The 12,803-nt window shown below is 70.6% G+C and carries 14 protein-coding genes; 11 read left to right on the plus strand and 3 right to left on the minus strand.

Features of this window, described 5'->3' with window-relative positions:
• The first annotated feature begins 26 nt into the window (after positions 1–26).
• A complete protein-coding gene (recO, locus tag V2J18_RS08165; RefSeq protein WP_336131513.1) occupies positions 27–782 on the plus strand; it encodes a DNA repair protein RecO in 756 nt (251 codons plus the stop codon).
• Between the two features lie 7 nt (positions 783–789).
• Here the strand turns inward: recO and V2J18_RS08170 are convergent, their stop codons facing one another.
• A complete protein-coding gene (locus V2J18_RS08170; protein WP_336131514.1) occupies positions 790–1,512 on the minus strand; it encodes a response regulator in 723 nt (240 codons plus the stop codon).
• Between the two features lie 45 nt (positions 1,513–1,557).
• Here V2J18_RS08170 and V2J18_RS08175 point away from each other — a divergent pair, with 45 nt between their 5' ends.
• The 3 genes from V2J18_RS08175 to rlmD all read left to right on the plus strand — a co-directional run bounded on the left by V2J18_RS08175 (position 1,558) and on the right by rlmD (position 5,946).
• Positions 1,558–3,579 carry an intermembrane phospholipid transport YdbH family protein gene (locus tag V2J18_RS08175; protein WP_336131515.1) on the plus strand — a complete coding sequence of 674 codons (2,022 nt, stop codon included), beginning with the start codon at positions 1,558–1,560 and terminating at the stop codon, positions 3,577–3,579.
• Positions 3,580–3,727: 148 nt separating this feature from the next.
• On the plus strand, positions 3,728–4,366 hold the full coding sequence (locus tag V2J18_RS08180; RefSeq protein ID WP_336131516.1) for a YdbL family probable chaperone protein: 639 nt from the start codon (positions 3,728–3,730) through the stop codon (positions 4,364–4,366).
• 236 nt (positions 4,367–4,602) lie between these two features.
• The gene (gene rlmD, locus V2J18_RS08185) at positions 4,603–5,946 is read left to right on the plus strand and encodes a 23S rRNA (uracil(1939)-C(5))-methyltransferase RlmD (RefSeq protein WP_064748715.1); all 1,344 of its coding nucleotides are present in this window, start codon (positions 4,603–4,605) and stop codon (positions 5,944–5,946) included.
• Positions 5,947–5,976: 30 nt separating this feature from the next.
• Here rlmD and V2J18_RS08190 read toward each other — a convergent pair whose 3' ends face one another.
• On the minus strand, positions 5,977–6,639 hold the full coding sequence (locus V2J18_RS08190) for a hypothetical protein (protein WP_336131517.1): 663 nt from the start codon (positions 6,637–6,639) through the stop codon (positions 5,977–5,979).
• Positions 6,640–6,722: 83 nt separating this feature from the next.
• On the opposite strand from V2J18_RS08190, the gene V2J18_RS08195 reads away from it, so the two are divergent.
• The 7 genes from V2J18_RS08195 (at position 6,723) to V2J18_RS08225 (ending at position 12,494) form a co-directional block, all read left to right on the plus strand.
• Positions 6,723–7,247 carry a CYTH domain-containing protein gene (locus V2J18_RS08195; RefSeq protein ID WP_336131518.1) on the plus strand — a complete coding sequence of 175 codons (525 nt, stop codon included), beginning with the start codon at positions 6,723–6,725 and terminating at the stop codon, positions 7,245–7,247.
• Positions 7,248–7,337: 90 nt separating this feature from the next.
• Positions 7,338–8,348, plus strand: coding sequence for a beta-N-acetylhexosaminidase (gene nagZ, locus V2J18_RS08200; RefSeq protein ID WP_336131519.1), 1,011 nt, complete (start codon positions 7,338–7,340; stop codon positions 8,346–8,348).
• Complete coding sequence (locus V2J18_RS08205) at positions 8,348–8,902, plus strand: hypoxanthine-guanine phosphoribosyltransferase (protein WP_064748711.1); 555 nt, start codon at positions 8,348–8,350, stop codon at positions 8,900–8,902. The genes nagZ and V2J18_RS08205 overlap by 1 nt, the downstream gene beginning before the upstream one ends.
• A gap of 1 nt (position 8,903) precedes the next feature.
• Positions 8,904–9,662 carry an S-methyl-5'-thioinosine phosphorylase gene (locus V2J18_RS08210; RefSeq protein WP_336131520.1) on the plus strand — a complete coding sequence of 253 codons (759 nt, stop codon included), beginning with the start codon at positions 8,904–8,906 and terminating at the stop codon, positions 9,660–9,662.
• Between the two features lie 195 nt (positions 9,663–9,857).
• Entirely contained in the window at positions 9,858–10,064 is a 207-nt protein-coding gene (locus V2J18_RS08215) for a cold-shock protein (protein ID WP_064748709.1), read from the plus strand.
• 322 nt (positions 10,065–10,386) lie between these two features.
• Positions 10,387–12,027: an acyl-CoA dehydrogenase family protein gene (locus V2J18_RS08220; protein ID WP_336131521.1), complete on the plus strand. Its 1,641-nt coding sequence runs from the start codon at positions 10,387–10,389 to the stop codon at positions 12,025–12,027.
• Positions 12,024–12,494, plus strand: coding sequence for a hypothetical protein (locus tag V2J18_RS08225; protein WP_336131522.1), 471 nt, complete (start codon positions 12,024–12,026; stop codon positions 12,492–12,494). Before V2J18_RS08220 ends, V2J18_RS08225 begins: the two co-directional genes overlap by 4 nt.
• Here the strand turns inward: V2J18_RS08225 and V2J18_RS08230 are convergent.
• Positions 12,451–12,678: a hypothetical protein gene (locus V2J18_RS08230; RefSeq protein ID WP_336131523.1), complete on the minus strand. Its 228-nt coding sequence runs from the start codon at positions 12,676–12,678 to the stop codon at positions 12,451–12,453. The genes V2J18_RS08225 and V2J18_RS08230 overlap by 44 nt on opposite strands.
• Positions 12,679–12,803: the final 125 nt, after the last annotated feature.

Raw genomic sequence — 12,803 nt, forward strand, 5'->3', positions numbered from 1 at the left:
TCCCGAATCCCCAATCCCGGCACCATATGCATCTGATCGCCGAACCCGCCTACGTGCTGCATACGCGCCCCTGGCGCGAGACCAGCTTGTTGGTGGAGGTGTTGAGCGAGCAGCACGGGCGGGTCGGCTTGGTCGCGCGCGGCGTGCAGGGGCCGAAGCGGCAGGTGTTGCGCGCGGCTTTGCAGCCGTTCCAGCACATCCGCGTGGATGCGCTGTTGCGCGGCGAGTTGGCGCGCCTGACCGCGGCCGAGGCGCTGGATGCGGCGCCGCGCCTGGACGGCGATGCGGCGCTGGCCGGTTTCTACGTCAACGAATTGCTGTTGCGGCTGGTGCCGCGGCACGATCCGTTCCCGGAGTTGTACGCGCTTTACGGCCGCACCCGCGCGCGTCTGCCGGGCGAGGGGCTGGCCTGGACCCTGCGCCGGTTCGAACGCGACCTGCTCGAAGCGCTGGGGTCGGGGTTCGACTGGAGCGTCGATGCCGACGGCACGCCGATCGATCCGGCCGCGCGTTACCGGCTCGATCCCGAGCAGGGGCCGCGCCGTCTGCTCAGCGACCGCGGCCACGGCGAGCGCAGCGCCGCCGCGACCGGGCGCGCGCTGCTGGCGCTGGCCTGCGACCTCGCGCCGGAGTCGTCGGATCTGCCGGGCCTGCGCCAGGCGCTGCGCGCGGTACTGACCCACCACCTCGGCCCACGCGGGCTGAAATCCTGGGAAATGATGGCGGAGCTGTCGCGGGTGCGCAGCCGGCCCGGGCGGGAGCCGGACGCGGCGCAGGATTAGCGCCGGCTCAGCCGGCCGCCTGCACGGTGTCGGCGGCGGCGGCGGCCAGGCGCGTCAGCGCGGCGGCCGAATCGGGCTGCGCCTGCAGTTCCTGCACCGCCTGGGCGAGCCTCAGGGCGCCGACAAAACCGCAGCTGGCGCGCAACTTGTGCAGCTCGGCGCGCACCGCGTCCACATTGCCGAGCCGGTGAGCGCTTTCGATCGCATGGCGCGCATTGGGCAGCTCCTGCAGGAACAGACCTCGCAAGGTGGCGATATGGGTGCGATTGCCGTTGAGCGCACGCGCCGCGCTGTCGTCGTCCCACACCGGCGCGGCGCTCGCGGCGGTGGCCGGCGCCTCGGCGCACTCTTGCCCGGGCAGGGCCAACAGGCGCCGGATCGCGGCGCGCACCGCGGCCGCAGGCAGCGGCTTGACCAGCACTTCGCTGAAGCCCGAAGCGATCAGCCGTTCGCGCACGTCGCTTTCGCCGGTGGCGGTGTGCGCGACCGCGATCGTGCGCGGATGGCGCCGGCGCAGGCGCGCGAGCAACTCGCTGCCGCTGCCGTCGGGCAGGTTGGCGTCGAACAGCCACAGCTGATAGTCCTGCGCGTCGCCCAGCGCGAGCGCGGCGGCTAGGCTGTCGGCGCCGTCGACTTCGGCCGGTATCGCCTCGACCGCGGCGGTGAGAAAGGCGCGGCTGGTGGGGTCGTCCTCGACCAGCAGCACGCGTGGAACTGGGGAATTCTTCATTGCCGGTTCGCTTTCGCCCGCTATCCTGCGTCCATGCTGAGGGCCATGTTACGCCTCCTGATCGGTTTGTCGCTGCCCCTGGCCGGGATCGCAGCGGCCGATGTGCAGGCGCGCACACTGACCGCGCGGATCGAACGCGTGCATACGGCGGTGGCCCAGCTCGATGGCGTGACGGTGCGGCTGTCGTGGCCGGAGGGCGCCGGACAGGGCGACCTGCAACTGCACGCCGCGCGGGTCGAAGCGCCGGAGCTGGGCTATCGCTACCGCGATTTGAACTGGCGCTGCCCTTTGCGCCGCGACGGGCGCGGCGGCTGGGCCTGCGCCGGCGAGCTGCGCAGCGGCCGCGGGCCGGCCTTGCACCTGGCCCTGGACCTGGGCGTGGCCAGCACCGACGCACGGCTGAGCCGCGGCGACAGTGTGCTCACCCTGCGCCGCGATGCGGCCAGCCCCGACCTGACCCGGATCGATCTGAGCCGGGTGCCCTTGGCCTGGACTCAGGCCCTGCTGGCCCAGGCGTGGCCGGAGGGGCGGATCAAGGCCGGCACTCTGGACGGCCGGCTCGACATCGCCGCGCCCGAACGCGGGCCGCTGCGCATCGCCGGGCCGTTGCGGCTGGCCGGCGGCGCCTTCGACACCCCCGACGGTTCGGTCGCGGCCGAGCGCCTCGGCGCTCATCTGAACCTGGACAGCGCGATCGGCGCCGGCCAGCGTTTCGCGATCGACGGCGGCCTGCAGGGCGGCGAACTGTTGTTCGGCAATGCCTACCTGGCGTTGCAGCAGCGGCCGGTGGAATTGCGCGTCGAGGCCGAGCGCGGCGCCGGCGAGTCCGGCTGGCGCTTGCCGCAGTGGCGATGGCGCGACGGCCGCCTGCTTCAGGCCGAGGGCAGTGCCGCGCTGGGGGCCGACGCCGGCCTGGCCGCGCTCGACCTGCAACTGCGCAGCGAGGACCTGGCGCCGGTGCGCGATGCGTACCTTTCCGGTTTCCTCGCTCTGGCCGGTTTGTCGCAACTGGAACTCGGCGGCGTCGCCCAGGCGCGGCTGCGGCTGCGCGACGGCGAACTGCAACAGGCGCAGGCACGGTTGGGCGCGGTGCGCATGAACGACCCGCAGGGCCGGTTCCGCTTCGAGGGCCTGGACGGCGAGTTGCGCTATTCCGACGCCGATCCGGTCGACAGCGAACTGGCCTGGTCGGGCGGGGCGCTGTACGGACTCGAGTTCGGCCCGACCCGATTGCCGTTCTCCAGCGATCATGGCGAGTTGCGCCTGCGCCGCGCGATCGGCTTCCCCATGCTGGGCGGCCAGGTCGGCATCGACGGCCTGCGCCTGCGCCCGCCGGCCGGCGGACGCGGCCTGGACCTGCGCTTCGGCCTGACCCTGGACCGGCTCGATATCGGCCGCCTGGCCAAGGCCCTGGACGGACCGGCGTTCACCGGCGAACTCAGCGGCCGCCTGCCGCAGGCGCATTACGCCGACGACCGGCTCGAGCTCGATGGCGGGCTGAGCATGCAATTGTTCGGCGGCACGGTGGCGGTGTCGTCGCTGGCGATGGAGCGGCCGTTCGGGGTCGCGCCGACCCTGAGTTCGGACCTGGCGCTGGAAAACCTGGACCTGGAATCGCTGACCGGCGTATTCGGCTTCGGCAGCATCACCGGCCGCCTGTTCGGCCGCATCGACCGGCTGCGTCTGGTCGACTGGCAGCCGGTCGCGTTCGACGCCGAATTGCACACGCGCAAGACCCCCGGCGTGCGCCAGCGGATCAGCCAACGCGCGGTGCAGGACCTGTCCAGCGTCGGCGACTCGTCCTTCGTCGGCAGCCTGCAGGACCGCCTGATCGGTTTCTTCGACGACTTCGGCTATGCCCGCATCGGCATTTCCTGTCGCCTCGCCGAGGAGGTCTGCCACATGGGCGGGCTGGGGCCGGCCAAGAACAGCGGCTTCCTGATCGTGCAGGGCGCCGGGTTGCCGCATCTGGACGTGGTCGGCTACAACCGCCGGGTCGACTGGCCGACCCTGCTCGAACGCCTGGAGGCGGTCAGCAAGGGCGAGCTCAAGCCGGTGGTGCAGTGACCGCCGGCGCGGTGATGGGCGCGCGGCCGCGGGTCGCGTATCCCGCCGTTCAACGGCGCCGTGGTTCAATAGGCGCCGAATCGTTCAGCCCGCGTCCGGATGCGCGGGGCCTCGCGCAGGACGCGCGCCCACGAAAAGGAAACCGATCATGCGCCGTTGGATGGGAGTACCGGTCGCCGCCGTGATGTTGACGGCCTGCGTGACCATCAACGTCTATTTCCCGGCCGCCGAGGCCAAGGAAGCGGCCAAGGAATTCGTCGAGAAGGTGATCGGCGACCAGGCCCCGGCGACGGCGCCGCTACCCGAGCCGGCCAAGCCCGGCGGCGGACTCGGCGCGGTGCGGCCGCAGGCCTCGGCCAGCGACGTCAGCCGGCTCGCGGCGCGCATCGACTGGCTGTCCCTGGTCGGCATCGGCAGCGCCTACGCGCAGTCGCCGGACATCTCGATCAAGACCCCGGCGATCCAGGCGATCCAGTCGCGCATGGCCTCGCGCTTCGACAGCCAGCTGCGCGCCCACTTCGATTCCGGCGCCCTGGGCTTCACCAACAACGGCACCGTCAGCGTGCGCGACGCCGGCAAGATCCCGCTCGGCGACCGGGTCGCGGTCAACCAGGCGGTGGCCGACCAGGGCCGCGATTCGGCCGCGGTCTACCGCGAGATCGCCGTCGCCAACGGGCACCCCGAGTGGGAAGGCCAGATCCGCCAGGTGTTCGCCCGGCAGTGGATCGAAAGCGCCAAGGGCGGCTGGTGGTATCAGGATGCGGGCGGCGGTTGGAAGCAGAAATAGCCGGGATTGGGGATTCGGGATTGGTTTGGAGCCGGGATTCGGCATTAGGGATTCGGGATTGGCTTAAAGCCGAAATTCGGGATTCGGGATTCGGGATCGGTTGAAGCCCTGCTTGCGACGTGAAAGGCCCGCTTCGGCGGGCCTTTCGCTTTTGCCAATCCCCAATCGCCAATCCCGGCCGACCCCGACGCGACTCCGAGTACGCGAAAATGCAACAATGGCCGGCCATTTGATTCCTGCCAGCAGCTGTGGCCCGCATCGATCAAACTCCTTTCGAGGTCGCCATCGCCGGCCTCACGCACGACGGCCGTGGCGTTGCCCGGCGTCCCGACGGCAAGGCCGTGTTCGTGGCCGGCGCGCTGCCGGGCGAACGGGTCATGGCCAAGCAGACCGCGCGTTCGCGCCATTTCGACGAGGCGGTGACGCTGGAAGTGCTGGAGGCTTCGGCCGACCGGGTCGCGCCGCGTTGCGCGCATTTCGGCACCTGCGGCGGCTGCGCGCTGCAGCATCTGTCGGAGGACCAGCAGATCCTGGCCAAGCAGCGGGTGCTGCTGGAAAACTTCGAACGCATCGGACACGTGACGCCCGAGCGCGTGCTGCCGGCGCTGACCGATTCGGCCTGGGGCTATCGGCGCAAGGGCCGGTTCTCGGTGCGCCGGGTCGAGAAGAAGGACAAGACCCTGGTCGGTTTCCGCGAGACCGATCCGCGTTTCGTCGCCGACATCCGCCGCTGCGACACGGTGATCCCGCAGATCGGCGACAAGATCGAGGCCCTGGCGACGCTGATCGACGGGCTGCAGGCGCGGCGCGAGATTCCGCAGGTGGAGTTCATCGGCGGCGACCCGCAAAGCGATCACGGCGGCATGGCGCTGACTTTCCGCCATCTGGCGCCGCTGTCGGAGGCCGACCGCCAGGCCATTGTCGGTTTCGCCCGCGAGCACGCGTTCGCGGTGTTCCTGCAGCCGGGCGGCGTGGACAGCGTGCATCCGCTGTGGCCGGCCGATCCGCAGTTGTCGTTCTCGCTGCCCCAGTGGCAGCTGGAACTGAAGTTCCGGCCACTGGACTTCATCCAGGTCAACGCCGCGCTCAACGGGCGCATGATCCAGCACGCGATCGACCTGCTCGAACCGCAGGCCGAGGATCGCGTGCTCGACCTGTTCGCCGGCCTGGGCAATTTCACTTTGCCGCTGGCGCGCACGGTGCGCGAAGTGGTCGGGGTCGAGGGCGAGGCCGGGCTGGTCCAGCGCGCGCGCGACAATGCCGCGCACAACGGTCTGGGCAACGCCCAGTTCTACGCCGCCGATCTCGGTAAAGACCTCAGCGCCGAACCGTGGATGCGCGAAGGCTTCGACCGCCTGCTGCTGGATCCGCCGCGCTCGGGCGCCGACTTCGTGCTCACCCAGCTGCCGCTGAAACAGTTCAAGCGCATCGTCTACGTCAGCTGCCATCCGGCTTCGCTGGCGCGCGACGCCGGCTATCTGGTGCGCGAGAAGGGCTGGAAGCTGCGCGCGGCCGGGGTCATGGACATGTTCCCGCACACCGCACACGTGGAATCGATCGCGATGTTCGAGCCGCGCTGAGGTGCGGCTCGCGCTTGCGCTGGGCGGCGCTCAGCGCGGCGGATCCAGGCGCCAGGTGCCGTCGGCTTGCGGCACGAAGCGCAGCGTGGCCTGGTCGTCGCCTTCGGGCAGGCGCATGCCGACATCGCAGGAAACCCGCCCTTCGTCGCGGTCCAGTTCGCAGCCTTCCAGCGCCGACACGATCAGGCTCGCCGCGGCCCGCTCGTAGCGACCGCGTTGCTCGGTATCGTCCAGGCGCGGGGCGCGCAGCAACAGGTCCGCGCGCAGCAGCGCCTGCGCCTGCGTCCGGCTCGGCGCCGGCGGCGCCAGATCGGCCAGCGGCAGCAGGATCCAGGCGCCGTCACGCCGTTGGAAACGGTAGGTCTGGTAGGCGCCGCCCAGGCCCGATTCGAGCCGTACGATGCAATCGACCCGATCCTCGCGCAGCGGGCCGCAGAGGCGCAGCTCGCTGAGCCGGATCGATTCGACCAGCGCCTGGCCCATCGGCGTGGCCGCCGGCGATTCGGCGGCGAGCGCTGCGCGCTGCGCGGCGATGGCCTGGTCGAGCGTGGGCGCTGCCGGCGGCGATGCGGGCGTCGATGGGGGCGTCGATGGGGGCGGCGCGGCGGCGGCCAGCAGCGGCCACGCCAGGCACAACAGCGGCAGACTCAGCCGGGCAGCGCGATGCCGCGGCGGAAAGGGCAGGGCGGGCATGGCGTCCTTGCTGGAAACGGCGCTGCGTCGGGAGCGCGCATTCTACGTGCGCATTCGTTCGCCGCACTCGGCCATAATGGCGCATGGGCATCGAAATCGAACGCAAATTCCTCGTCGTCGGCGACGGCTGGCGCGCCGCCGCGCACAAAGTTGTGCCGATGGCGCAGGGTTATCTCAACGACCTCGACGCGATGGAGCCCGGCGCCGGGCGCAGCGCGATGAAAGCCTCGGTGCGGGTGCGCATCGCCGGCGACGAGGCTTATCTGAATCTGAAATCGCGCGAACTCGGCCACACCCGGCAGGAATTCGACTACCCGATCCCGGTCGCGGACGCGCGCGCGCTGCTGGCGCTGTGCGTCGGCGGGCTGGTCGATAAGCGCCGGCACTACGTCGAGCACGCCGGCCGGCTGTGGGAGGTCGACGAGTTCCTCGGCGACAACGCCGGGCTGGTGGTGGCGGAAATCGAGCTGGAGCGCGCCGACGCGCCGTTCGAGCGTCCCGACTGGGCCGGCGCCGAGGTCACCGACGCGCAGCGCTACTACAACCTGGCCCTGGCGACCCGGCCGTATGCGGCCTGGACCCAGGCCGAACGCGACGGCGCCGGCTGAATCCGCCGGCCGGGCAGGGTGCGCCCGCCGCGGCATCTGCGAGACAATGGCGCCAGCGCGTCCGGCGCTGACTTTTCCCAGGAGTTCCGCATGCTCGTGATCGGCGTCGCCGGTACCGAACTCACCGCGCAGGAGCGCGACTGGCTGCAGCACGACGCCTGCGCCGGCGTGATCCTGTTCAGCCGCAACTTCGCCTCGCGCGCGCAGGTGACCGAGCTCTCGGCGGCGATCCGCGAGGCCGCGCCGCGGCCGCAGCTGATCTGCGTCGACCAGGAAGGCGGGCGGGTGCAGCGTTTCCGCGAGGGCTACAGCGCGCTGCCGCCGCTGGAGGTATTCGGCAAGCTCTACGCCGAGGACCGCGACGCCGCGCTGCGCCTGGCCGAGGAGCACGCCGGGTTGATGGCGGCCGAAGTCCAGGCCAGCGGCGTCGACCTGAGCTTCGCGCCGGTGGTCGACCTGGGCCGCGGCAACCTGGCGATCGGCAACCGCGCCTTCGATGCCGATCCGCAGATCGTGGCCGAGTTCACCCGCGCCTACATCCGCGGCATGCACGGACGCGGCATGGCCGCCACGCTCAAGCATTTTCCCGGCCACGGCTCGGTGCTGGCCGACACCCATTTCGACCAGGCCGCCGATCCGCGCACGCTCGACGAGTTGCGCGCCACCGACCTGATTCCCTTCGTCGCCGGCATCGAGGCCCAGGCCGACGCGGTGATGATGGCGCACGTGTCCTATCCGGCGGTCGCGCCGGAACCGGCCGGTTACTCGCGGCGCTGGATCGAAGAGATCCTGCGCGGCGACCGCGCACAGGGCGGGCTCGGTTTCCGCGGCGTGGTATTCAGCGACGACATCGGCATGGCCGCGGCGTTCTCGGTCGGTGGTGTCAAGGCGCGGATCGACGCGCACTTGGACGCCGGCTGCGACGTGGTCCTGGTCTGCCACCCGCAACTGGTCGAGGAATCCCTGGCCGCGGTCGCCGGCCGCCGGCTCAATACCGCCGCGCTGATCGGACTGATCGGCCGCGGCGCGCTGGGCTGGGACGGCCTGATCGCCGACGCCGCTTATGCACCCACCCGCCAACGTCTGGAAGGATTGGCCTGATGACTTCGCACGACCTGGCCGCGGCGCTCGCCGATGCCGATCTGATCCACGACCGCCGCAGCCTGGAGCGCGAGATCGCGCGCATGGCGGTAGCGATCCGCAACGATTACGCCGGCGCCCGCCCGGTGTACCTGACCATCATGCACGGCGGTCTGCCGTTCGCCGCGCAGCTGGCGATGGAGCTGGGCCAGCGCGGCCTGGATCTGGAGTTCGACTACCTGCACGCGACCCGTTACCGCGGCCAGACCACCGGCGCGGACCTGGTCTGGAAGCATCGACCGGCGACGCCGCTGCGCGGCCGCCGGGTGCTGCTGGTCGACGACATCGTCGACGAGGGCCACACCTTGCTCGGCATCCGCGACTGGTGCCGCGAACAGGGCGCTGCCGAGGTCCGCATCGCCGCGCTGGCGGTGAAGCGCCACGACCGCTGCGTCGACGGCCTGCGCGCCGACTACGTCGGAGTGGAAGTGCCGGACCGCTACGTGTTCGGCTACGGCATGGATTTCTACGAGCAGGGCCGCAACCTGCCCGCGATCTACGCATTGAAGGATTGAGATGAGCGCGCCCGCAATCGATCTGGCCGTGATCGGCGGCACCGGCCTGTACCGCCTGGCCGAGCTGCAAGATGTGCAGTCGCAGCAGCCCGAGACGCGTTACGGCGCGCCGTCCGGCCCGATCCGGGTCGGCACGCTCGGCGGTCGCCGGATCGCCTTCCTGGCCCGTCACGGCGAAGGCCATTCGCTGCCGCCGCACCAGATCAACTACCGCGCCAATCTGGCCGCGCTGCAGGCGATCGGCGCGCGCCGGGTGTTGGCGCTCAATACGGTCGGAGGCATCACCGAACGGTTCGGCCCGCGCGTACTGGCTTGTCCGGATCAACTGATCGATTACACCTGGGGCCGCATCTCGACGATCTGCGAAGAGCCCGGCAGCGAAGTGCTGCACGTGGACTTCGGCGAGCCGTACACGCGCAGCCTGCGCGCGGCGGTGCTCGCCGCGGCGGCGCAGGCGAGCGTGGCCCTGGTCGACGGCGGCTGCTACGGCGCGACCCAGGGGCCGCGCCTGGAAACGCGCGCCGAGATCCTGCGCATGCGTCGCGACGGGTGCGATCTGGTCGGCATGACCGGCATGCCCGAGGCCGGGCTGGCGCGCGAACTGGGCCTGGACTACGCCTGTCTGGCGATCGTCGCCAACTGGGCGGCCGGCGCCGGTCCGGACCCGGACGAAGTCATCACCCTGCAGGACGTGCTCGACAACGTCGCCGCGGCCTCGGCCGGGCTGCCGGCCTTGCTGGGCGCCGTGTTGGATCAGTGATCGGTTTCGCATAAACCGCGATGCGCGGATTCGAACCGGCGCCGACCTGGCCGGTTCGGTTGCGCAAATACGTGGCCGATGCCGTCACGTTGAGCCGTTGTCTTCCATGGGCGCAGTTTGCATACTCGCCTTGCGTCTTCAGGCACACTCGCCGGCGACGCACGTCAACGCATCCAGCATGAGGTCAATAAGGATATGCAGTACGGCACCGTGAAGTGGTTCAACGACGCCAAGGGCTTCGGTTTCATCTCGCCCGAAGACGGTAGCGCGGATGTATTCGTGCACTTCTCCGCGATCAACGCCAAGGGCTTTCGCAGCCTGCAGGAAGGCCAGCGCGTCAGCTACCAGCTGACCCAGGGCCCGAAGGGCGCCCAAGCTTCCGAGGTTACTCCGGCGGCCTGATCGCGTCGCTCGCGGCCAGTCCGCGCCTGACCGATCGCATCGGACAGTTTCCAAGGCCCCGCGTAGCGGGGCCTTTCTTTTTGCGCGATTCGCGTCCCGGGGGAAAGCGAATCCCTTTTGGCACCCTTGCAACGGGGGAAATCGCAACGGCGACGGCAAAGACGACGGCGGCCCCAGCCGGCTTCGCGCCGACTTACCGCACCAGCGCGATACTGAGCTTGGGCTCTCCCCCGAGCCTCTAAGCTCCGATTCCCGATTCCCGATTCCCGATTCCCGATTCCCGATTCCCGAATCCCGAATCCCCGCCCAAAGGAGTAGCGCAGTGAAGGAAGCATTGCCGCCGTTCGCCACCCATCGGGTCGAGAACCAGCCGCCGGCGTTCGCGCCGCGCGATCTGTGGCGCGAGGACGCGGCCTTGCGCGAAGCGGTCGCGGCCGAGGGCGGCGACGCGCATGCGCAGGCCCTGGCGCGCTACGGCGCGCTGGCCGGCGACGAGTTGTACCGGCTCAGCTTCGACGCGCACCGCGACAAGCCGCGCCTGCGCCAGTACGACGCCGGCGGCCAGCGCATCGACCTGGTCGAGTTCCACCCCAGTTATCACGCCATCATCGGCGCGGCGATCGAGCACGGCGTGGCCGGGCTGTCCTGGCATCGGCCCGGGCCCGGCGCGCACGTGGCGCGCGCGGCGCTGAGCTATCTGCATCACCAGGTCGAGCCGGGCACCAGTTGTCCGCTGACCATGACCCATGCCGCGGTGCCGGTGCTGCGGCACGCGCCGGCCTTGGCCGAATGGGCGCGCAAGGCGGCGACGCCGGCCTACGACGGTCGCGACGTCGCCGCCGCCGACAAGCCGGGCCTGACCCTGGGCATGGGCATGACCGAGAAGCAGGGCGGCTCGGACGTGCGCGCCAACCAGACCGTGGCGCGGCCGCTGGCGGGCGACGAGTACGAGTTGGTCGGGCACAAGTGGTTCTTCTCAGCGCCGATGTCGGACGCGTTCCTGGTCCTGGCGCATGCGCCGGCCGGCCTGAGCTGTTTCCTGATGCCGCGTTGGCATCCGCACGGAGGCAAGAACGCGTTGCGGTTGATGCGGCTCAAGGACAAGCTCGGCGACTGGTCCAATGCGTCGTCGGAAGTCGAGTTCCAGGGCGCCTGGGCGCAGCGCATCGGCGAAGAAGGGCGCGGCGTGGCGACCATCATCGAGATGGTGATGCTGACCCGGCTGGACTGCATGCTCGGCTCGGCCGCGCAGATGCGCATGGCGCTGGCGCAGGCGCTGCACCACGCGCGGCATCGGCGCAGCTTCGGCAAGCGTTTGATCGAGCACGCGCTGATGCGCAACGTGCTCGCCGACCTGACGATCGAATCGGAGGCGGCGACCCGCTTCGCGATCCGCGTCGCCGGCGCGGTCGACCGCGCCGGCGACGACCCGGTCCAGGCCGCATTCGCGCGCATCGCCACCGCCATCGGCAAGTACTGGATCTGCAAGCGTGCGCCGGCCTTCGTCAACGAAGCCCAGGAATGCCTCGGCGGCGCCGGCTATGTTGAAGAATCGCTGCTGCCGCGCCTGTATCGGCAGGCGCCGTTGAACTCGATCTGGGAGGGCAGCGGCAACATCCAATGCCTGGATGTGCTGCGCGCGCTGGGCCGCGAGCCGCAGGCCGCACAGGCGCTGCTGGCCGAGCTGGACGCCGCGGCCGGACGCGATGCGGATTTCGATGCGTATTCGACGCCGCTGCGCGAGGCCTTGAGCGGGCGCACGGCGATCTGCGAAGCGCAGGCGCGATTGTGGACCGAACGCCTGGCGCTGAGCCTGCAGGCGGCCTATCTATTGCGCAGCGGCAGCCCCTTGGCCGGCGCGTTCTGCGCCAGCCGGCTCGGCGGCGGCCGCGGCCAGATCTACGGCAGCCTGCACAGCGACGAGAGTTTCGAACGGGCTTTGCTGCGCGCGGGCGGCGAATGAGCGCGACGCCGGAACGGGCGCGACGCAGCGGCTTGCGCACCGCCTCGTGGGGGCTCGGCGCCGCGTCGGTGGCGCTGCCGGCGGCGCTGTTCGCCTATCAGAGCCATCAGCTCCGGGTCTGGGCGGAACAACATCCCGGCGGCGTCTGCGGCATGGGCATGTTCGCCGCGATCGCGCTGTCGGCGCTGCTCAGCATCGGCCTGTCGGCGCTGGCCTTGCTGCTGGGGTGGTTGGATCATCGCGCATGGCGTCGCCCGCTGTCGCTGCGCCGCGCCATCGAGCTGTTGCTGGTCGGTCTGCGAGGCGGCCTTGATCGCTTGCGCGGCGGCGCTCGTCGCCAACGCCTGGGATTGAGCTTCACCTCAAATGCCGCACACCGGTTCGCCGCGAGGCGCTCGATTCGGCGCGCTCGATCCGGTTCGTTCACGTGCATTTTTGCGCATACGCATCGTGCGCATGTCGGTTGATGTAGGTGGCCAGGCCGCGTCCGGCCGATGCCAGCGCCTGCATCCGTTCGATGACCTCGGCGCCGGCGCTGGCCGCCGTGTACAGGTACTGCGAGCCGTCGGCGAACTCGACCGCGATCGCCTGCGGCTCGATCCGGTAGCCGCGTACGCCGGAGTCGCCGGAAAGATTGCGGTAGCGGGTCATCGCGGACGGCATCTGAATGGCGCGGACGACCGGTCGTCGCCCCGAGCGCGGAGATTGGCCGTATCGTGCGCCGGATGGGTGTAAGTTTGGGTGAGGCGGCCGTGGACGCCGCCGCAGGAGGTCGC

The sequence above is a fragment of the Lysobacter firmicutimachus genome (genome assembly GCF_037027445.1).
GTDB classification, from domain to species: Bacteria; Pseudomonadota; Gammaproteobacteria; order Xanthomonadales; family Xanthomonadaceae; genus Lysobacter; species Lysobacter firmicutimachus.

What these genes read in the sequence shown, in the direction of transcription:
- V2J18_RS08230 (WP_336131523.1), bottom strand. Translation starts at nt 12,678, where the DNA reads ATGACCCGCTACCGCAATCTTTCCGGCGACTCCGGCGTACGCGGCTAC.
- V2J18_RS08170 (WP_336131514.1), bottom strand. Translation starts at nt 1,512, where the DNA reads ATGAAGAATTCCCCAGTTCCACGCGTGCTGCTGGTCGAGGACGACCCC.
- nagZ (WP_336131519.1), top strand. Translation starts at nt 7,338, where the DNA reads ATGCTCGTGATCGGCGTCGCCGGTACCGAACTCACCGCGCAGGAGCGC.
- recO (WP_336131513.1), top strand. Translation starts at nt 27, where the DNA reads ATGCATCTGATCGCCGAACCCGCCTACGTGCTGCATACGCGCCCCTGG.
- V2J18_RS08175 (WP_336131515.1), top strand. Translation starts at nt 1,558, where the DNA reads ATGTTACGCCTCCTGATCGGTTTGTCGCTGCCCCTGGCCGGGATCGCA.
- V2J18_RS08190 (WP_336131517.1), bottom strand. Translation starts at nt 6,639, where the DNA reads ATGCCCGCCCTGCCCTTTCCGCCGCGGCATCGCGCTGCCCGGCTGAGT.
- V2J18_RS08210 (WP_336131520.1), top strand. Translation starts at nt 8,904, where the DNA reads ATGAGCGCGCCCGCAATCGATCTGGCCGTGATCGGCGGCACCGGCCTG.
- V2J18_RS08195 (WP_336131518.1), top strand. Translation starts at nt 6,723, where the DNA reads ATGGGCATCGAAATCGAACGCAAATTCCTCGTCGTCGGCGACGGCTGG.
- V2J18_RS08205 (WP_064748711.1), top strand. Translation starts at nt 8,348, where the DNA reads ATGACTTCGCACGACCTGGCCGCGGCGCTCGCCGATGCCGATCTGATC.
- V2J18_RS08180 (WP_336131516.1), top strand. Translation starts at nt 3,728, where the DNA reads ATGCGCCGTTGGATGGGAGTACCGGTCGCCGCCGTGATGTTGACGGCC.
- V2J18_RS08215 (WP_064748709.1), top strand. Translation starts at nt 9,858, where the DNA reads ATGCAGTACGGCACCGTGAAGTGGTTCAACGACGCCAAGGGCTTCGGT.
- V2J18_RS08225 (WP_336131522.1), top strand. Translation starts at nt 12,024, where the DNA reads ATGAGCGCGACGCCGGAACGGGCGCGACGCAGCGGCTTGCGCACCGCC.